This is a genomic window from Actinophytocola xanthii, from assembly GCF_001921205.1.
In the GTDB taxonomy this organism is placed as follows: Bacteria; Actinomycetota; Actinomycetes; order Mycobacteriales; family Pseudonocardiaceae; genus Actinophytocola; species Actinophytocola xanthii.
Map to the genome: position 1 here is coordinate 1 of NZ_MSIE01000030.1, position 18,058 is coordinate 18,058.

An 18,058-nucleotide genomic window follows, 5' to 3' on the forward strand; every position below is an offset into this window, starting at 1 on the left:
CCCCTGGACACCCCGGCGACCAGCTGCCGATACCACCCCCACCCAGGGCAGGAAGCCCTGCCGTCCACCTCCGCCTAGGCTGGCGGCGTGCCCGAGGGAGACACCGTCTACGCGACCGCGCAGAGGCTGGCCAGCGCGCTCGGCGGCGCCGTCCTACGGCGCGCGGAGCTGCGCCATCCCCGGCTCGCGACCGCCGACCTCACCGGTCGGGTGTTCGAGGGGGCGCGCCCGGTCGGCAAGCACCTGTTCCTGCGGTTCGGTGGGGACATCAGCCTGCACTGCCACCTCGGCATGGACGGCTCCTGGCGCATCCACACCCGCCGCCCGCCGATCTCGCACCGCACGCGAGCCGTCCTCGCCACGTCGGACAAGTACGCCCTCGGCAACCTGCTCCTGGAGATGGCCCTGGTGCGGACCCCCGAGGAGCACCGGCTCGTCGACCACCTCGGGCCGGACCTCCTCGACCCCGACTGGTCCGACGAGCACCACGCGCGGGCCGTGCGCGGGCTGACCGCCGACCCCGAGCGCGAGCTGGGGGACGCGCTGCTCGACCAGCGGCTCATGGCCGGAGTGGGCAACGTGTTCAAGGTCGAGATGTGCTTCCTGCTCGGGGTGTCGCCGTGGGTTCCGGTGTCGGCCGTGGACCCGGACAGGACAGTCGACCTCGCGCGGCGGTTGCTGCTTCGCAACGCCCTGCGGCCGGTCCGCAACACGACCGGTGACCCGCGGCGGGGCCGGGAGACCTGGGTCTACGGCCGGCAGCGCGAGGGCTGCCTGCGCTGCGGGGGCCGCGTGCGCAAGGCCGACCAGGGGCCGCGGGCGCGGGAACGCATCACCTACTACTGCCCGCACTGCCAGCCGGGACCGGCGCCCCAGGGCTAGGGCACGTCCGCACAGCCCTCGATCGCGGTCTTCGCGCCCAGCTCGCCGCTGGCGGCGTTGTCGGACAGGCCGAGTACGACCCGGTACGAGGCCTGCCCTCCGCCTTGCCAGCGACGACCTGGATCACGAAGCCCATCGACCGGGACTGTGCGGACGCGCCCCAGACCTCACCCGCCGGTGTCCGCGCCCGCGGCCGGCTGGTCGCGCCGCGCAGCGCGCCGCGCCACGTACCGGCGGATCTTGGCGTGGGTTCCGCAGTCGTTCATCGCGCACCACCGCCGGCTGGAGTTCCTGGAGTGGTCGAGGAACACCCAGGGACATCCGGCGCACCGCTTGACCCGTGCCAGGTCCGCGGCGGTGAGCAGCTCGACGGCCGCGTGCGCGACCGGCCAGAGCACCGACTCCGGCCGCCGCGGCCGGGGCCAGCCCAGCGTGTACCCCGAGCCCTCCGGTACGAGCTCTGCGTTGGCCACCGCCTCGGCGGCGAACCCGCGCAGCGCGGCCCAGTGCCGGGGCTCGGGCGGGGCACCGTCGGTCACTGCGGCGAACAGGGCGCCGAGCGCCGAACGCAGCGTGTGCGCGCGGGCCAGCGCGTCCGCCGGGTCGGGGAGCGCCGCCAGCCGCTCGGCGTCGGTGGCCGAGACCGTGTGCACCCGGACCGACCACTCCAGCAGGCCGGGGTAGGTCGCGACGTGGTCGAAGCGGGCCGGTCCCTCCGGGTCGTCCACCGTGTTGGCGAAGTCGAGCGCGAGGTGACCGCCCACGATCGGCAGCTCACGGACGCCTGCGGGTCGGGATGTTTCCACCAACCACGACTTTACCAGTAACCGGCGGCTGTGCTTGGGTTACCTCCATGGACCGTTTTGGTGGAAACACTCGCGGTGCCGGCCTGGCGGTGATCTGCGTCGCGCAGTTCGTCGTGGTGCTCGACGTGACGATCGTGACCACCGCCCTGCCAGCGGTCGGCTCCTCGCTCGACCTCGACCAGGCGGGGATGTCCTGGGTGGTCACCGGTTACACGCTCGTGCTGGGCGCGCTGCTCGTCCCCGCCGGCCGGGTCGCCGACCTGCTCGGCGCGCGGCGGGCGTTCTGCCTCGGCCTCGCCGTGTTCGGCGCCTCGTCGGGGGCGTGCGCGGCGGCCTGGTCGCCGGCGGTGCTGGTCGCGGCCCGCGCGGTCCAGGGGTTGGGGGCGGCACTGCTGGCTCCCGCGGCGCTCGCGCTGCTCAGCGCGTCGACCGAGCCCGGTCCCGCGCGACGCCGTGCGGTCGGCTGGTGGACAGCCGCGGCCGCGGGCGGTGGCGCGAGCGGCTGGGTGCTCGGCGGCGTGCTCACCGAGTATCTCGGCTGGCGGGCGGTGTTCTGGGTGAACGTGCCGATCGCCGTGGCCGTGTTGGCCGTCACCACCCGCGTCCTGCCCGTCGGCGAGCGCCGGCCCGGGGTGCGGCTGGACTGGCGCGGCGCACTCCTGGTCACCGCCGCGCTCGGCCTGCTGGTGCACGGCCTGACCGAGAGCGGCGAGCACGGCGTCACCAGCCCGACCGCCTGGGTCCCGCTGCTGCTCGCGGCGGGTGCGGCGGCGGCGGTCGGGTGGCACCTGCGCCAGGTGCCCGAGCCGGTCCTCCCGCCGTGGCTGGCCGGTGTGGCCCCGTTCCGCGGCGCCGCGCTCGCCGGGCTGCTGCTCACCGCGAGCACCACCCCGGCCATGTACCTGTCCGCGCTCTACGTCCAGCAGGTGCTGCGGTTTCCGCCGCTGGCCGCGTCGCTGCTGTTCCCGGCGTTCAACCTCGCGGTGATCGCCGGTTCGTTCGCCGGTCCCGCGGCGCTGCGGCGGTTCGGCGCCCAGTTCTCGCTCGCGGCCGGCTTCACCGCGGTCGCCGTCGGGGCCGCGGCGCTGGTGACCGTGCCGGGGGTCGGCTCGCCGGTGGCCGTGCTGCTCGGCGCGTTCGCGGTCACCGGTGCCGGCCTCGGCGTGGCCTCGGTGGCCGCGACCAACACCGGTACGGAGTCGGTGGCTGCCGAGCACCAGGGGGTGGCCGCCGGGGTGCTGAACTCCGCGGCCCAGGTCGGCACGGCGCTGGGCCTGGCCGTCGTCGCCCCGCTGGTGACCGCGACCGACCCCGGCACCTTCCGGACCGGGTTCCTCTGTGCCGCGGCCGTCGCCCTGGCCGGTCTGGGCGTCAGGAGCCGCCGGTCCGCGCGACCGCGTGGGACAGCTCGACCAGGCGGTCGACGTCGGCGTCCAGGCTGTCCTCCTGGGGAAGCGCGATCGGGATCGCCTGCGGCGGCACCGTCTTCCCCTCCGCGTGGGCGCGCAGCGCACCGGTGAGCTGGGTCGCCAGGCGCTCCGGGACCGCCAGGTCGGCCGGCTCGACGCCCATGCTCGCGAGGTAGGGGCTGATCCGGACCAACCCGTCCCGGCACTCGATGACCCGGCGGTAGTAGCGGCGGTGCACCCCGCGCAGGCTCAGCGCGTCCCGCCAGGGGCTCGCTGGCACCCGGTTCAGCGCGTCCTGCGGGAACCGCTCGTTCAGCATGGTCCACAGAGGACGAAGTTGCCGGTAGGCGCGGCGGTGCCGTGCCCAGACGCGCAGCGCGGCGAGGCGGGTCACCAGGGTCGGGTACAGCATGCCCGCGAGGAACAGCACGATCCCGAGCAGTAGGAGGAAGATGCTGGTCGCCACGACCGGCGGCGGCGCGGGGGTGCCGGCCCAGCGGCTCACGTTGGACACCACGAACGTCGCTCCGGCCAGCGAGATCGACGCCAGACCGACCGCGGCCACCCGCAGCCCCCGGCGCAGCCGCGGCTCGGCGCCGCGGGCGTAGCGGCGGGTCCACAGGCCGGCCGCGGCGAAGGCGTAGAGCAGGTAGCTGTTGGCCGCCACGTAGAAGGCGGCGATGCTGTGCACGCCGACCGGTCCCTCGCCCGGGGTCGAGGTCACGGTCGCCGCCGCGACCCGGAGGTCGTCGGGGATGGCGGCGTTGGCGATCGTCATCACGGTCAGCGCGAGGACCAGGCCGATGGCCTCCCGCACCGCCCGGGTGCGGGCCAGGTCCGCCTCGAGCGCGGAGAACTGGAAGAAGCAGACCAGGCTGAACGCCGCGAGCAGCAGGAACGCGTGCTGGAGGTAGCGCGCGGTCATCGGGTCCACGCCGAGGAAGACCGCGCCTGCGCTGGCCGCGATGCCGAACGGGTAGGCGATCGACCAGCCGGCGAGCAATCCGGCGACGGCCCAGCGGCGCACGTCGCCGGGGGAGCGGGCGACCAGGTACAGCATCCAGACCAGCGCGCCGAAGGAGGCGATCCCGTGGACGATGTCGAAGGCGGTGTAGGTCACAGCCACCCCAACCTGTCCGTCAACGCGGTCCCCATCCGTTGGGCCGCGGCGTCGGAGGAGGACGCCGGCGGACCGACCGAGTCGAGCACCGACGCCCACTCGAGGATGATCGTGGCCACGGTCTCCGCTTCCCGTTCGTGGTCGGAGTCGTAGGAGGTCCGGCGCAGCGCACGGCGGACCGCGTCGGGGGCCAGGTCGGGGTACTGCCCGCGCAGGGAGTCCGGTTCCACGCCGGGGTAGAGCTGGCCGAGCAGGCCGTCGTCGTCCTCGTCGCTGCGGTGGCCGGCCAGGATGTGCCCGAGCTCGTGCAGGATGATGTGGCCCTGGTGGGCCTTGCTCGTCTCCTGCTGGTACAGGATGTAGTCGGCCGACTGGGTGGAGATCCAGGCGCCGAACGGTCCCGGTACCGGGATCGGGTGGGCGAGGGGCCGGATCGGCTTCCCCCGTTGCTGCCCGACCCGCCGACACAGCTCGTGCACGTCCAGCGGTGGGCGGATGTCCAGCTCGTTGAGCAGCTTCCGGCATCGTCGACGCAGCTCGCGTTCGCGCACCTCTACACCTCCCCGACTCACCCGCATCTGTGGGTCAGCAGTTTTCCAGAGGGCCGGCGGTTGCCGTCAGGACCTCACGAAGGTGAGTCTTCTCGTTTCACCCCTCTGGCGCAGTGCCGCGCTCGGCCTGCTCCAACCGGTGCACGACGTCGAGCAGGTCCATCACCTGGCGGCGGCCCGCCGGCGACAGCTCCCCGGCGCGCAGCGCCATCAGCTGGGCGTCGCTGCTGCCCATGATCTCGTTGAGTCGCTCCTGTTCGGCCCGGAGCTCCTCGAGCTGCTGGTCGACGCGGTCGGTCACCTCGTCGTCGAAGAAGTAGGAGACCGGGACGCCGAAGAACGCGGCGAGGGCCTGCAGGTGCTTGAAGGTGGGGTTGTCCTTCTTGCCCTTGCGGAGCTGCCAGATGTAGCTCTGCGAGATGGTCACGCCGCTGGCGACGATGGCCGCGGCGACCTGTTCGTTGCTGTACTCCTGACCGCTCCGCGGGGTCGTGCTGGCGAACAAGTGGTTCAGCTTGTCGGCCAGGCTCCGCCCTCGCCGGGGCGCCTGCTCAACCATCGGTGGCCTCCCCACCGCGCTGCTTTCTACCCAGGGGCAGGACAGAACGCTCGCGGTCATTTTCTTCAGTTGAAACTGGACCGTCGGTCAGTCTACGCTTTCGCACAGGGCATCCACTCACGTGAAAGGTACTCTCATCCTTCCGGCGTACAAGGGTAAATCTCGGGGAGGCCCCGCGATGCGGCCCGCCACAGCGGACCAGACCACCGAGGCTCCGTGTTGCACTGCCTGCGGCCAGGTCCTTGGTTTCCGCACGACAGACCGGCTGACCGGTCTCCTGGACCGCTGGGCATGGGACGAGGCGGCCGTGGAGATCCTCGAGCAGGTCGGTGACCGCCCCGCGGTCCTGCTGATGCTCGACCTCGACGGGTTCCGCGAGGTCAACAACGTCCACGGGCATCTGGCCGGGGACGTTGTGCTGCGGGCGGTCGCCTCGGTGGTGCGGGGTGCGGTGCGTCAGATGGACGTCGTGGGCCGGTACGGCGGGTACGGCGGCGACGAGTTCCTCGTGCTGCTGCCGGCCACCGACCGCGAGCAGGGGGAGCGGGTCGCGAGCCGGATGCTGGCCCAGATCCGCGCGGTCGCCGTCGCCGTTCCCTCGGCCCGGGGCGGCACCGCCACGATCAGGGGCCTCACCGCCTCCGTCGGCCTGGCCGCCCGCGACCACGGCCCGGACCACGACCTGACCGCCCTGTTCCAGGCGGCGGACGGGGCGCTGCGCCGGGCCAAGCAGACCGGGCGCGACCGGCTCGCCAGCGCCGCGGTCGGCAGCGGCACGAGTCCGTTCGGCGTTCGCGCGCTGCCCTCGATCCTGCCCAACGGCGGGGGCGGGGGGCGGTTCCTGGCCGAGCTGTCCGCGGAGTGGGGCCAGGAGTCGCCGCGCCGGCTGGTGCCGCGGGAGGACCCGCCGGACTACGCGACGGTGCTCGCCGCGCAGCTGCGTTCGCTGCTGCGGATGCTGCCCGGCGAGGACGAGCTGGACGTGCTCGCGGCGCTGTCCTGCGGCCCCATGCCCTACCGGGACATGGCCGTGACCGGCGGCTCGCTGGACGCCGTGCTGGACCGGCTCGAGCGGGCCGGACTGGTCGCCTGCGACCGCGACGGGGACGTCGTGGTCTGCTGCTCGCTCACGCTGGCCGCGCGTGAGCTGCTCGACAGGCTCCTTCCCGCCATGGAGTGGGCGGGAAGGATCAGCTCCACAGGGGCGGCAGGGGCGTGAGTGCGTGGCGGTGGGCGGGGGCAGTCCACCGCCACGCGCTCACGTAGGCCGCACCCGGCGCCGCGGGCTCTTCCGCCGGACATTTCCCGACTTGTACGCTGACGGGCGCAACAGGTTCGGAAATCTTGCGGAAGTTTCGGGCAGGGCAGCCTCGAACGACAGCGGAATCCGGCGCCGCCCGCCTGGCTGACACCCATCGAGGAGATGCCATGCCGCACGGGCGAGAACGCACCCGGTTCCTCGCGCTCCTGGTCACCGCGCTGCTCCTGCTCTGCGCCGGGATCGCGACCGGTGACCGCGGGAGCCCGCCCGCGCGGGGGAGTTGGGTGGGCAGTTGGGCGAGCGTGCCCACCGCCGCGCCGGTGACGGCCACCCCGGTGCTGGACGACCAGACGATCCGCCAGGTGGTCCACCTGAGCCTGCCCGGCGACCGGGTGCGCCTGCGGCTGACCAACGAGTTCGGGACCGAACCGCTGCGGTTGGGCGAGGTTCACCTCGCCCGGCGGGCGGGCACCTCGGGCACCGACATCGTGCCGGCCACCGACCGCCGGGTCACCTTCTCCGGCGAGCCGGCGGTGACGATCCCGGCCGGTGCGCCGATGCTCAGCGACCCGGTACCGCTCGCCGTGCCAGCCCGGGCGGACCTCGTGGTGAGCATCCACCTGCCCGAGCACACCCCGGTGACCACCCTGCACAGCTTCGCCCTGCAGGAGAACGCGGTCGCCGACGGCAACGTCACCGACGACGAGTCGGTCGCACCGGTCCGCACCGTGACCCAGTGGTACTTCCTGTCCGGGGTCGCCGTGCACACGAGCGCCCGGGGCGCCGCCGCGGTGGTCGCGTTCGGCGACTCGATCACCAACGGCTTCTCCAGCGAGCAGAACGCCAACAACCGCTGGCCCGACCTGCTCGCCGAGCGCGTGCGCGGTCTCGGCACGCTCAACCTGGGGGTGGCCGGCAACCGGCTGCTGCACGACCCCAACCCGCCGCCGGGCAGCGAGGCGGAGAACTTCGCGGTGTTCTTCGGCCAGAGCGCGCTGCGCCGGTTCGACCGGGACGTACTCTCCCAGCCGGGAGCCCGGCACCTGGTCGTGCTGCTCGGTGTGAACGACCTGGGCCACCCCGGGAGCGTCGCACCCATCTCGGAGACCGTGAGCGCGCGGGAGATCATCGCGGCCCACCGGCAGATCATCGCCCGCGCGCACGAGGCGGGGCTGCGGGTCTACGGGGGCACGATCCTGCCGTTCGAGGGCACGCCCGGGTTCTCCAGCGAGGAGAACCTGGCCAAGTGGGCCGAGGTCAACGACTGGATCCGCACCGGAGGCGAGTACGACGCGGTGATCGACTTCGCCGCGGCGGTGGCCGACCCGGCCGATCCCGAGCGCCTCGCCCCGGCCTACGACAGCGGCGACCACCTGCACCCCAACGACGCCGGTATGGCCAGGATGGCGGCCACCGTCCCCGGCCGCCTGTTCCGCTGACCGTCCATAAAGGAGTATCCGAGCGGAGTCGGCGCATCAGCGCGGCCGAACCCGCGGACCTGCCGGTGCTGGTGGCCGAGCTGGGCCAGGGGGCGTTCTTCGCCGACCGCCTGGCACGTCAGGCCGACGGCCGAGGAATGCTGCTCGTCGCGTGGCATCGGCGGCGTCCGGTCGGCGACGTGTACCTGTGGTGGGAGCGGGCCGAGGAGCCGGAGCTCCAGATCTTCCTGCCGGGCACGCCGTTGCTGACCCACCTCGAGGTCCATGTCGACCACCGGGCCCGCGGCACGGGTACCGCGCTCGTGGCCGCCGCGGAACGCGAGCTCGGTCGCCGGGGCCACCGGGCCGTGGCGCTGGCCGTCGAGCTCGGCAACATCCGGGCGGGCCGGCTCTACCAGCGGCTCGGCTACCGGGACTGGCCGCACCCGCCGATCCGCTGCTACTCACTGACCGACGGACGCGGCCGGCGCGAGGCCGAGATCTGCCGCATTCTCGTGAAGGCCCTGGCCGGTAGGCCGTGAGTGCCAGGCCTCGTGGGCGATCCCCAGGTAGGACAGCAGCTTCTCCAGGCCCCGGACCTCGGGTCCCTTGCGTGCCCGGAGCTCGTCCAGGTGCTGGCGCCACCGCACGCGGTCGGACCGCCAGGCGGCCAGGTACCGCACACACTGGTCGGCGCGGATCGACTCGCACTGCGCCCTGGCCGCCCGGAGCGCGGTCAGCATCCGCCTGCGCCGGTCCCCGTCGCGGACCGTCGAGTCGACCATCGCCAGCACGTCGTTGATGAACCGGAACCGGGTCACCAGGAACCCGCGCCAGAACCGGTGGGTCGCGTCCCTCGTGGTGCGCCCGTCGTCGAGCAACGCGAACAGGCCCTCGGCGAGGAGGTCGCCGAGCTCCTCCTTCGCCGCCCGCTGACGGGTCGCGAACGGGTCGTACGGCGCCTGGCGCACCTCCCCGGCGACGGCGGACCTGCGCAGGCCCTCGTCGTCCAGCAGGAAGAACCAGTCCTCGTTGTAGATATTGGGGAAGAACGAGGTCATCGACCGCGCGCCGACCGCGAGCGCGCCCCCGCCGATGAACGTCTTCTGGGGGCCGCCCGCCTCGCGGTAGGCATGGCAGACCACGGAGTTGTCCGGATAGCCGACCACGTTGAGCCCGACCGCGGCATGCGTGTCGGTCAGCCCCGCCGCGACGCGCAGGTCCTGGGCGCGGAGAACCGTGATGTCGTCGTCGAGGAACACGACCCGCCGCCACCCCATCAGGTGGGACAGCAGCAGCCCCAGGTTGCGTTTGAGGCTGGTGTCGGTGCGCCGTTCGAACCGGGTGTTCTCCATGAGGAAGCAGGTCTCGAACCGCGGCACGAGCTCGCGCAGCGGTCCGCGGACGTCGATCGCCACCACCGAGGCCACCCCGTCGGCGAGCGCGACGACCTCGCGCGCGGAGGAGGACTTGCTGCACAGCGCCACCAGCGTGCAGCCGAGCCGGGAGGCCAGCCCGATCGCGTGGCGCATCGCCGGTGCGGGCCGGGCCGTGGGCACGATGATCGCGTCCACGTCGCGCGCGACGCCGGCCCCCGCCCGCACGGTGCTGATCAGCGTGCGGTGCGACTCGTGGTGGTACCTGGAGCGCGTCTCGAGGTCATCGACCGCGCTCGTGCTCTCGATCATCTGGTGGCCACTCGTGTAGGCGGATCTCCGGAATGGTCCAGTCCGGAGTGATGACTTGGTGGTTCACGACGGGAACCCGGCAGAGCACGCTGAAGGTCCGCCGCTCGCCGAACCTGGTCCGCAGGTACTCGTCGTTGCGGTCGCGGAACTTCGCGTCGGTCAGCGCGCGGACGGCGCCGTAGGTGCCGCGCTGGTACATGCCGTTGCAGATGGTGACCGTGCGCTTGGCGTTGAACGGGTTGGGAGCACGGTAGAAATGTCCTACGTCCTCGTCGAGAACCTCACGACCCTCGACGGTGCTCAGGACCGGTGCGAACCGGTGCGGTCCGTCTCCGTCGTCGACCTCGAAGCCCGCCGGCTCGGCGTCGGTCGGCCGCGGCTGCTGACGCACCGGCAGGTCCTCGCGGCGCAGCAGCTCGCCGGTGATGCGGTTCCAGTCCACCCCGCCGAGCAGGACGAGGTGGGTGGTGAGGTCGTCTGCCTTGATCTCGGCCGGGGTGCGGAACCGGACCTCGTTGCGCGGGTTCGCCGCACGCACGTGGCCGAACAGCTCCAGCAGCGCGTCCAGGTCGGCGAGGCGGTAGAGGGCGACGTAGTCCGGCGCCTCGGGATCGGTGTAGGGCATCCGGTCCAGGTAGGCGCGTGGCAGCTCCGAGCAGACGATCGTGACGTCCTGCCCGGGCTGAAACCGCCAGATGCCGCCACCCAGCGGCGACTCGGCGGTTGTCGGCACGTCCTCGTCCGGCTTGTTCAGCGCGGCCGTGCTGAACTTCAGCAGCTCCTCCAGCAACTCCTCTGCGCGGGCATGTTCCTGCTCGTCGAGCTCGTCGGGCACCCGGTACGGGGTGCTGGCGAGCGAGCGCTCGGTGGCGAAGAACCTGGCGTAGGCCGCGAGCCGCGCGCGGGGCGGGACGGTGGGCTTCTTCGTGTTCTCCCAGGACGAGATCAGCGGGACGCTCGCCCGGAGCGCCTCGGCGAGCTGGGCCTGGGTGATCCGGCGGTGGGGCCAGGTGTGTACCCGCAGCGAGCGGAGTCGCCGCGCGAGCTGGACGGCCGGGTCCTCAGCCGAGTTCACGGGAGCACATCTTCCAGGAAAACTTCAGTGAACGCATCTGAATTCTTCTGTTGCTTGACCACGGCGCGTCTCCCGCTCTATTGATTCCGGGCTCTTGCCGCTCTACTCTGAACTCAAGAAAAGTTCACAACTTCAGCGAACATGGCTGAATGTAGCTGAATATCCGCCTCGGATCAAGGTTGGGAGCAGCAGATGAAGATCGTGGCGCCGCACCGACACCGACGAGACCTGTTCCGACGCGGGACCGCGGCCCTCCGGGCCTACTCGGTCCTCCGCACATGAGCGCCCGGCGAGTCGGTCATGACCACCTGGCCCATCCTGCCGCGGCACCGGATCATCGTGGCAGTGGACATCGAGGGATCCACGAATAGGACCAACATCGCGCGGGCACGGCTCCGCAACGACATGTACGACGCGTTCGAGGACGCGCTCCGGGTCACGGGCGTGCCGGACTACCTCCGCGATCCGTTCGTCGACCGCGGCGACGGAGCGCTCGCCCTGCTCCACTTCTCCGACCAGGTGCCGATCACCCGGCTGCTCGACACCTTCACCCCCCGGTTGAACGACCTGTTGTCCTGGCACGCCAGGGCCCACCCCGACCGCGCCTTCCGGCTGCGCGCGGCCCTCCACACCGGGACGGTCCACTTCGACGGCCGGGGTGTCTACGGCGAGGACGTCGACATCGCCGTGCGGCTGCTGGACGACGCCGAGCTCAAGAGCCGGCTGCAGCGGGCCGACGGGCCGCTCGTGCTGGTGGTCTCCGACCTCGTGTACCGCTCGGTCGTGCGGCACGGCTACGAGCGGATCGACGCCCGGACCTTCGAGCAGCTGGTCCGGGTGGAGGTCGCCCGCCAGGACTACCTGGGCTGGGTCCAGGTGCCGGCCGAGGCACAGCCCGTGGCCGGCACGCTGTCCCGGATCGACCGGGTGTCCTGACGGGCGCCGCTGTTCGCTGTCGGTCCTGCCTCAGTTCGTGCCCGTCCAGCCCTGGGGGACGTGGCCGAGCCGCACCCGCTGCGGGTGGTCGCCCACCGGCACCGAGGCGATCTTGTTGCCGGTGGCGAAGTCGATCGAGGTGACCCGGTCGGAGCCGCTCTCGGACACCACACAGGCACGCCCGTCGCCGCTGACCGTCGCCCAGTACGGCTTGATGGCGGTCACCAGCGGGCCCTCCCGGAGCGTGGCGCGGTCGACGACCGTGGCGTAGTCGTCCATCGTGCCCGCGACGCAGAGCTTGTCCCCGGACGGGCTCATCGACAGGCCGTGGTGGCGGGAGTCGTTGATCCACTTCGTCCGGTCCTCGGTCGTCGCCGGGTTCTTCGGGAGTGTCTTGTCCCGGGTGATCCGGTCGGTGGCGACGTCGTACTCGAGGAAGCCGTTGTAGAACGACACCTGGAAGTACAGCTTCGACTCGTCCGGCGAGAACGCCACCGGGCGCACCGCGTCGGACAGGTCCGAGCGGCCGAACGCGTCCAGCCGCTGGCGCATGTCGATCACCCGTACCTGGCGGAACGTGGTGGCGTCGGCGACGGTGATGCGCCGGTCGCCCTTGGTCCAGTCCAGTGCGGGGTCGTCGAGGGCGGTGTTCACCTCACCGATCGAGGAGTTCCACAGGTACCGCCCGCCGCCGACGAAGGTGTTCTCGTGCGGCTTGTCGCCGGTCGCGAACGAGCCCAGCTCGCGGCCGGTGACGATGTCGAGCACGTGCACGGTGTTCGACGTCGACGCGGACACCGCCACCCGCCTGCCGTCGGGGGAGACGGCCATGTGGTCGGCGCGGAAGCCGGACACCGGGAAGCGCCAGTTCACCCCGCCGTCGGCGAGGTCGATCGAGACCACGTCGGCGAAGCTGGGCCGGGACACCACCAGGGCGCTCCCGTCCGGGGTCGTGTACATGTCGTCGACGAACTGGTCGTGACCCTCGCCGACGGTCTCCCGGATGCCCAGGAAGTAGGCGAGGCGGATCGGGTTGAGGTAGATCTCGAGCAGCCGCTGGTCCTTGTCGGGGATGACGTTCAGCCGGCCGATGCGGCGCAGGTCGGGTGTCGAGGCGAGCACGTCGGCAGTGCCCTCCCAGTTGTTGCCGACGATCAGTACCTCCCGCAGCGCGGCGGGTTCCGCGGCCGAGGTGGGGCCGGCCAGTGTGACGACCGAGGCCGCGGCGACGACCGCGGCCACGAGGTTTCGGGGATGCCACTTCATCGTGTCGATCTCCAATCACGGCGCTGGTTGTTACCGTGCGGTAGCTCACAGCAAACCAGTGCTCCGCGGGACCGCGGTAGGAACCGGTCGCCAACGCCAGTCCGGCCGCTTGTGCATGGTGCACAACGGTTTCCGGTCAGCGGCACGGGTGGCGCGAGCGGGCCGGCCGAGCGGTTCCCTAGGGTCGGCAAGGGAAGGCGTGCACACGTCCTGGCAACGGCTGGCGGAGGCGGTGGTGATGACCGGCGGACCGGGAACGCTCGGCGAGGTGCTCGCGACCATGACGGCCGACCCGTCCGTGGTCGAGGAGGTGGTCGCGGCGGCGCGTGCGGCCTCCCCGGACATCGCCCGGCTGCCGGAGGCGGAGAACCGGCGCCACATCGCGGTGATGGTCGCCGCCGGCCTCGCTCTGGTCGGGCGGCCGGAGGAGCCGGGCGACCGCGTCTTCGCGGCGGCCGAGGCACTGGGCGCGGACCGGGCCGCGCAGGGCGTGCCGATCGAGGCGCTGCTGCGCGGGGTCCACGCCGGACGCATTCGGGCCGTGGACATCGCCCTCGCCCGGGGGCGGACGGCGGGCGTGGCGCCGGCGGAGATGCTGGACGCCTTCGTCGCGTTCTCCCGCTTCGCCGGCGCGCTGGAACGGCACGTGATCAGCGGGCACCACCGGGCGGTCCTCGAGCTCTCGCGCACCGCGCGCGACGCCCACACCCAGGTACTGCGCCGCGTGCTCAACGGCGAGGTCGGCGAGCTGGGCGAGGAGGACCTCGGCCGGGCCGGGCTGCGTGCCGGCGAGCGGTACCACTGCGTGCTCTCCGACGTCTCCGACCCCGTGCGCGCGCGCTCGCTCGAGCAGCGGCTCGCCGGCTGTGGCGGGATCTTCGGCCTGGTCGAGGGGCGGCTCGCCGGCCTGGCGCCCCGCCCACCGGCGGCCGACACCCCGCTGGACGGCGAGCTGCTGGTCACCGCCCCGGCCACTCGCCTGCCCGGGATCCGCTCGCGCTACGAGCTGTGCCTGACCGCCGTGGGGGAGGCCGCACGGCGCGGACTGCGCGGAGTCCACGCGCTGACCGAGCTGGCCGGGGAGACCGCCCTCGCCGCGCAGCCGGTGCTCGCCGGGCTGCTCGTCGACGCCTACCTCGGTGCGCTCGACCGCGGCGACGAGTTCCACCGCGAGCTGGTGCGCACCGCCCGCACCTACCTCGACCACGGTCAGCGGGTCGACCAGACCGCGGCCGCCCTGCACGTGCACCCCAACACGGTCCGGTACCGGTTGGGTCGGCTGACCCACCTGACCGGCCTACCGCTCGAGCCCGGCGAGGGCGCCACCGTCCTGCGCACCCTGTGCTGGTGGTGGGCCCTGCACACCTGGGCCGACGGGAGCTCGGCGACACCGGGCACGTAGGGTCCGACCGTGGAACATCGTGTGCTCGGCCGCACCGGCCGTGAGGTCTCCGTCGTCGGGCTCGGCTGCTGGCAGCTGGGGGCCGACTGGGGCAGGGTCGACGAGGCGGACGCCTTGGCCGTGCTGCATGCCGCGGTCGACTCCGGGGTCACCTTCCTCGACACCGCCGACGTCTACGGGGACGGGCGCAGCGAGCGGCTGATCGGCCGCTTCCTCGCCGAGCGCCCGGACGCCGGGGTGGTCGTGGCGACCAAGTGCGGTCGGCGCGCCGACCCGCACGTGCCGGAGGCCTTCACCCGGGAGAACCTGCGCGCCTGGACCGACCGCAGCCGGGCCAACCTCGGCGTCGACCGGCTCGACCTGGTCCAGCTGCACTGCCCGCCCACGCCGGTGTTCTCGACCGACGAGGTGTTCGACGCGCTCGACGAGCTGGTCGACGAGGGTGCCCTGGCCGCCTACGGCGTGTCGGTGGAGACCTGTGCCGAGGCGCTGACCGCGATCGCCCGGCCCGGCGTCGCGAGCGTGCAGATCATCCTCAACGTGTTCCGCCGCAAGCCGCTGGAGCGGGTGCTGCCGGCGGCCCAGCAGGCCGGCGTCGGCATCATCGCGCGGGTTCCGCTGGCCAGCGGGCTGCTGTCCGGGCGCTACGACGAGAACACCACGTTCGGCGCCGACGACCACCGCACCTACAACCGGCACGGGGAGGCGTTCGACGTCGGCGAGACCTTCTCCGGGGTTCCGTTCGAGGTCGGTGTCTCCGCGGCCCGCGAGGTGACCGGCCTCGCCGGCGAGGCCGGGACCGCCGCCCTGGCCCTGCGCTGGGTGCTCGACCAGCCCGGCGTGAGCGTGGTCATCCCCGGCGCCCGCGACGCCGGGCAGGCCAGGGCCAACGCGGCAGCCGCCGACCTGGCTCCGCTGTCGGCCCAGACCCAGGCCGCGTTGCGCCGCCTCTACGACGAGCGGATCCGGGAACACGTCCACGACCGGTGGTGAACGGTTCAGCGCGGCGGTGGTTACGCACTGAAAAAGATAAGTAGCGCACAGCAATTGACGCTGAACCGGTTCGGTGTTTGAGTCGGTGACGTCGCCCCGTCGCGTCATCGTCGCCGCCGGTGGAGGTGCGCTCGATGCGTTGTCCCACACGCCTTTCCCTTGCCGTGGGAGCCGCCCTGACCCTCCTTGGCGGTGTCCTGGCGGCGGCCCCGCCGGCCGTGTCCGCTCCCGTCGCTGCGGGAGCGTCCGCCGAGACGCTCGCGCCGACCCCGCCGATGGGGTTCAACAACTGGAACGCGTTCGGCTGCGACGTCAGCGAGGCGCTGATCAGGGAGACCGCGGACGTGCTGGTCTCCTCCGGGCTCGCCGAGCTGGGCTATGAGTACGTCAACATCGACGACTGTTGGTCGATGCGCGAGCGGGGCCCGGACGGGCGGCTGGTGCCCGACCCGGTCAAGTTTCCCAACGGGATCGCCGGACTCGCCGACTACGTCCACGGCAAGGGCCTCAAGCTCGGCATCTACGGCGACGCCGGCACCAGGACCTGCGCCGGCTACCCCGGCAGCCTCGGCAAGGAGGACATCGACGCGCAGACCTGGGCGGACTGGGGTGTCGACTACCTGAAGTACGACAACTGCCACAACCAGTCCGACGGTTCGCAGGCGGACTTCGTCCGCCGCTACACGGCCATGCGCGAGGCCCTGGACCGCACCGGTCGCCCGATCGTCTACGCGATCTGCGAGTGGGGTCAGTCCCGGCCATGGGAGTGGGCGCACGACGTGGGCGACCTGTGGCGGACCACCGGCGACATCAGCGACAACTGGCCGAGCCTGCGCTCGATCATCGCCCAGAACGCACCGCTGCATCCCTATGCCGGGCCGGGGAACTGGAACGACCCGGACATGCTGGAGATCGGCAACGGGGGGATGACCGCCACCGAGTACCGGACCCACCTGAGCATGTGGGCGATGATGGCCGCGCCGCTGCTCATCGGAACCGACCTGCGCACGGCGAGTCCCGATACCCTGGCGATCCTGGGCAACCGGGAGGTCGTCGCGATCGACCAGGACCGGCTCGGCGTTCAGGCCGCCGTGCTCGAGGACCGGGACGGGCTCATGGTCCTGGACAAGCCGCTGGCCGACGGGGACCGGGCGATAGCGCTGTACAACTCGACCGACGCGCTGGCCACCGTGGACGTCGAGGCCTCGGCGACGGGCCTGCCCGCGGCGGGCGCCTACCAGCTGCGGGACGTGTGGACCGGACAGGTTCGGCAGGCCGGGACGACGATCTCGGCCGCGGTGCCGGCGCACGGCACCGTCGTGTACCGGGTGCGCGCCCTCGACGACCCCGGGTCGACCGCGCCGCTGGTGACCGCGGGTGCGGCGCTGGGCACGCTGGTCCCCGGCGCCGAGGGCGGCACGCTCACCACGACCGCGACCAACCGCGGCGCCGGCCCGATCCACCACGTCGAGGTCTCCGTGCGGGCGCCCCAGGGCTGGTCGGTGGTAACCACCTCGCCCGCCGACCAGTCCGAGCTGGCGCCGGACGCGTCGCTGTCGACGACCTGGACGGTCACCGCGCCCGAGGGCACGGCGGCCGGGGCCCACCCGATCACCGTCACCGCCGACTACATGTGGGGACCGCACCACACCCCGGGCTCGACCACGAGTGAGCTGGTGACCACGGTGGTCACGGCGCCGCCGGACGGCCGGCGCCACCTCGGCACCCTCGAGCCGGTCCGCGCCGCGGGCGCGCGGGGTCCGGTGGAGGTCGACCTGAGCGTCGGCGGCGCGGCGGAGGGGGATGGCTCGCTGATCACCATCGGCGGCCGCGTCCACACCCGAGGGCTCGGTACCGCGGCCCCCAGCGAGATCGTCTACTACCTCGGCGGGCGGTGCTCCTCGCTCACCACCGACGTCGGCCTCGACGACGCGGCCACGGCCGCGGTGCCGGCCGCGTTCACGGTGCTCGCCGACGACGAGGTGGTGGCCTCGGCCGAGAACGTGCTCGCCGGACAGGCCCCGCGGACGTTGGTGGCCGACCTCACCGGGGCGACCTGGCTGCGCCTGGTGGCCACCGGTAGTGGCCCGGCGCCGGACGGCACCGTCGTCAACGACAGCGCCGACTGGGCAGCGCCGGTCCTGACCTGTGGCGACGTTTCCCCGGACGACCCCGTACTGCCCGTCGAGCGGACCCTGGTCTCGTTCGAGTCGGGCACCGAGGACTGGACGATCGCCAACCCCGGGGACGGGGGCACGATGGCCAGGTCCAGCGCCTTCCACACCGACGGCGAGTACGGGCTGCAGGTGGACACGCCGCTGTCGGGCAACTGGTTCGGCCGGGTGCTGCCCGAGCCGCTGGACCTGTCGGGCTTCTCCGCCCTGCGGTTCGACGTCCGGGGCGGCGCGACCAGCGGCACCACCGGGGAGATCGCCGTGCAGGTGGGACCCGACCTGAGCTGGTGCCAGGGCGGGCGTTGGGCGTGGACCGGCGCCGGGGCCAGCCGCACCGTCTCGGCGGCGTTCGCCGAGATCGAGTGCCCGGCCGGGGTGCAGCTCGACCTCACCCAGATCCGTGCCCTGTGGGTGTTCCTCAACGGCGGCGACCGCGTCCACATCGACAACGTCCGCGCCGCCGAGGAGTGAACGCCCGAGGCTCACCGACCGGCTAGGGCGCGTCCGCACAGTCCCGG

At 72.7% G+C, this 18,058-nt stretch carries 15 protein-coding genes and 1 pseudogene; 9 read left to right on the forward strand and 7 right to left on the reverse strand.

Annotation, left to right across the window (positions count from 1 at the left end; genetic code table 11):
* Nucleotides 1-87: 87 nt before the first annotated feature.
* Nucleotides 88-882 (forward strand): DNA-formamidopyrimidine glycosylase family protein, encoded by a 795-nt coding sequence (locus BU204_RS16945; RefSeq protein ID WP_075126660.1) that lies wholly within the window; start codon nt 88-90, stop codon nt 880-882.
* 167 nt (nt 883-1,049) lie between these two features.
* On the opposite strand, the gene BU204_RS41310 is transcribed toward BU204_RS16945, so the two are convergent.
* Nucleotides 1,050-1,688, reverse strand: coding sequence for a CGNR zinc finger domain-containing protein (locus BU204_RS41310; RefSeq protein WP_143229546.1), 639 nt, complete (start codon nt 1,686-1,688; stop codon nt 1,050-1,052).
* 47 nt (nt 1,689-1,735) lie between these two features.
* Here BU204_RS41310 and BU204_RS41315 point away from each other — a divergent pair.
* A pseudogene (locus tag BU204_RS41315) lies at nt 1,736-2,950 on the forward strand (MFS transporter); the annotation flags it as partial.
* A gap of 109 nt (nt 2,951-3,059) precedes the next feature.
* Here BU204_RS41315 and BU204_RS16960 read toward each other — a convergent pair.
* From BU204_RS16960 to BU204_RS16970, 3 genes are all read right to left on the reverse strand, one after another.
* A complete protein-coding gene (locus tag BU204_RS16960) occupies nt 3,060-4,223 on the reverse strand; it encodes an MAB_1171c family putative transporter (protein WP_233160371.1) in 1,164 nt (387 codons plus the stop codon).
* Nucleotides 4,214-4,768 carry a hypothetical protein gene (locus BU204_RS16965; RefSeq protein ID WP_075126664.1) on the reverse strand — a complete coding sequence of 185 codons (555 nt, stop codon included), beginning with the start codon at nt 4,766-4,768 and terminating at the stop codon, nt 4,214-4,216. Before BU204_RS16965 ends, BU204_RS16960 begins: the two co-directional genes overlap by 10 nt.
* A gap of 97 nt (nt 4,769-4,865) precedes the next feature.
* On the reverse strand, nt 4,866-5,327 hold the full coding sequence (locus BU204_RS16970) for a helix-turn-helix domain-containing protein (protein ID WP_075126665.1): 462 nt from the start codon (nt 5,325-5,327) through the stop codon (nt 4,866-4,868).
* A 178-nt stretch (nt 5,328-5,505) separates the two neighbouring features.
* Here BU204_RS16970 and BU204_RS16975 point away from each other — a divergent pair, with 178 nt between their 5' ends.
* The 3 genes from BU204_RS16975 to BU204_RS16985 all read left to right on the forward strand — a co-directional run bounded on the left by BU204_RS16975 (nt 5,506) and on the right by BU204_RS16985 (nt 8,548).
* Nucleotides 5,506-6,546, forward strand: a complete 1,041-nt coding sequence (locus BU204_RS16975) for a diguanylate cyclase (RefSeq protein WP_075126666.1) — start codon at nt 5,506-5,508, stop codon at nt 6,544-6,546.
* Nucleotides 6,547-6,755: 209 nt separating this feature from the next.
* The gene (locus BU204_RS16980) at nt 6,756-8,027 is read left to right on the forward strand and encodes an SGNH/GDSL hydrolase family protein (RefSeq protein ID WP_075126667.1); all 1,272 of its coding nucleotides are present in this window, start codon (nt 6,756-6,758) and stop codon (nt 8,025-8,027) included.
* Between the two features lie 65 nt (nt 8,028-8,092).
* The gene (locus tag BU204_RS16985; protein ID WP_143229547.1) at nt 8,093-8,548 is read left to right on the forward strand and encodes a GNAT family N-acetyltransferase; all 456 of its coding nucleotides are present in this window, start codon (nt 8,093-8,095) and stop codon (nt 8,546-8,548) included.
* Here BU204_RS16985 and BU204_RS16990 read toward each other — a convergent pair.
* Together BU204_RS16990 and BU204_RS16995 are read right to left on the reverse strand one after the other, a co-directional pair.
* Complete coding sequence (locus BU204_RS16990) at nt 8,471-9,694, reverse strand: hypothetical protein (RefSeq protein ID WP_075126668.1); 1,224 nt, start codon at nt 9,692-9,694, stop codon at nt 8,471-8,473. The genes BU204_RS16985 and BU204_RS16990 overlap by 78 nt on opposite strands.
* On the reverse strand, nt 9,666-10,769 hold the full coding sequence (locus BU204_RS16995) for a helix-turn-helix domain-containing protein (protein WP_075126669.1): 1,104 nt from the start codon (nt 10,767-10,769) through the stop codon (nt 9,666-9,668). The genes BU204_RS16990 and BU204_RS16995 overlap by 29 nt, the downstream gene beginning before the upstream one ends.
* A 300-nt stretch (nt 10,770-11,069) precedes the next feature.
* Between BU204_RS16995 and BU204_RS17000 the strand changes: the two genes are divergently transcribed.
* A complete protein-coding gene (locus BU204_RS17000) occupies nt 11,070-11,705 on the forward strand; it encodes a nucleotidyl cyclase domain-containing protein (protein WP_075126670.1) in 636 nt (211 codons plus the stop codon).
* Between the two features lie 30 nt (nt 11,706-11,735).
* Here the strand turns inward: BU204_RS17000 and BU204_RS17005 are convergent, their stop codons facing one another.
* Nucleotides 11,736-12,971: a YncE family protein gene (locus BU204_RS17005; protein WP_075126757.1), complete on the reverse strand. Its 1,236-nt coding sequence runs from the start codon at nt 12,969-12,971 to the stop codon at nt 11,736-11,738.
* A gap of 199 nt (nt 12,972-13,170) precedes the next feature.
* Here BU204_RS17005 and BU204_RS17010 point away from each other — a divergent pair, with 199 nt between their 5' ends.
* From BU204_RS17010 to BU204_RS17020, 3 genes are all read left to right on the forward strand, one after another.
* A complete protein-coding gene (locus BU204_RS17010; protein ID WP_233160372.1) occupies nt 13,171-14,373 on the forward strand; it encodes a PucR family transcriptional regulator in 1,203 nt (400 codons plus the stop codon).
* A gap of 9 nt (nt 14,374-14,382) precedes the next feature.
* The gene (locus BU204_RS17015; protein WP_075126671.1) at nt 14,383-15,366 is read left to right on the forward strand and encodes an aldo/keto reductase; all 984 of its coding nucleotides are present in this window, start codon (nt 14,383-14,385) and stop codon (nt 15,364-15,366) included.
* Between the two features lie 134 nt (nt 15,367-15,500).
* Nucleotides 15,501-18,011, forward strand: coding sequence for an NPCBM/NEW2 domain-containing protein (locus BU204_RS17020; protein WP_143229548.1), 2,511 nt, complete (start codon nt 15,501-15,503; stop codon nt 18,009-18,011).
* The last annotated feature ends 47 nt before the right edge of the window (nt 18,012-18,058 follow it).

Coding starts and splice junctions, on each gene's coding strand:
- BU204_RS17000 (WP_075126670.1), top strand. CDS start 11,070: ATGACCACCTGGCCCATCCTGCCGCGGCACCGGATCATCGTGGCAGTG.
- BU204_RS16970 (WP_075126665.1), bottom strand. CDS start 5,327: ATGGTTGAGCAGGCGCCCCGGCGAGGGCGGAGCCTGGCCGACAAGCTG.
- BU204_RS16990 (WP_075126668.1), bottom strand. CDS start 9,694: ATGATCGAGAGCACGAGCGCGGTCGATGACCTCGAGACGCGCTCCAGG.
- BU204_RS17005 (WP_075126757.1), bottom strand. CDS start 12,971: ATGAAGTGGCATCCCCGAAACCTCGTGGCCGCGGTCGTCGCCGCGGCC.
- BU204_RS16975 (WP_075126666.1), top strand. CDS start 5,506: ATGCGGCCCGCCACAGCGGACCAGACCACCGAGGCTCCGTGTTGCACT.
- BU204_RS16980 (WP_075126667.1), top strand. CDS start 6,756: ATGCCGCACGGGCGAGAACGCACCCGGTTCCTCGCGCTCCTGGTCACC.
- BU204_RS17020 (WP_143229548.1), top strand. CDS start 15,501: ATGCGTTGTCCCACACGCCTTTCCCTTGCCGTGGGAGCCGCCCTGACC.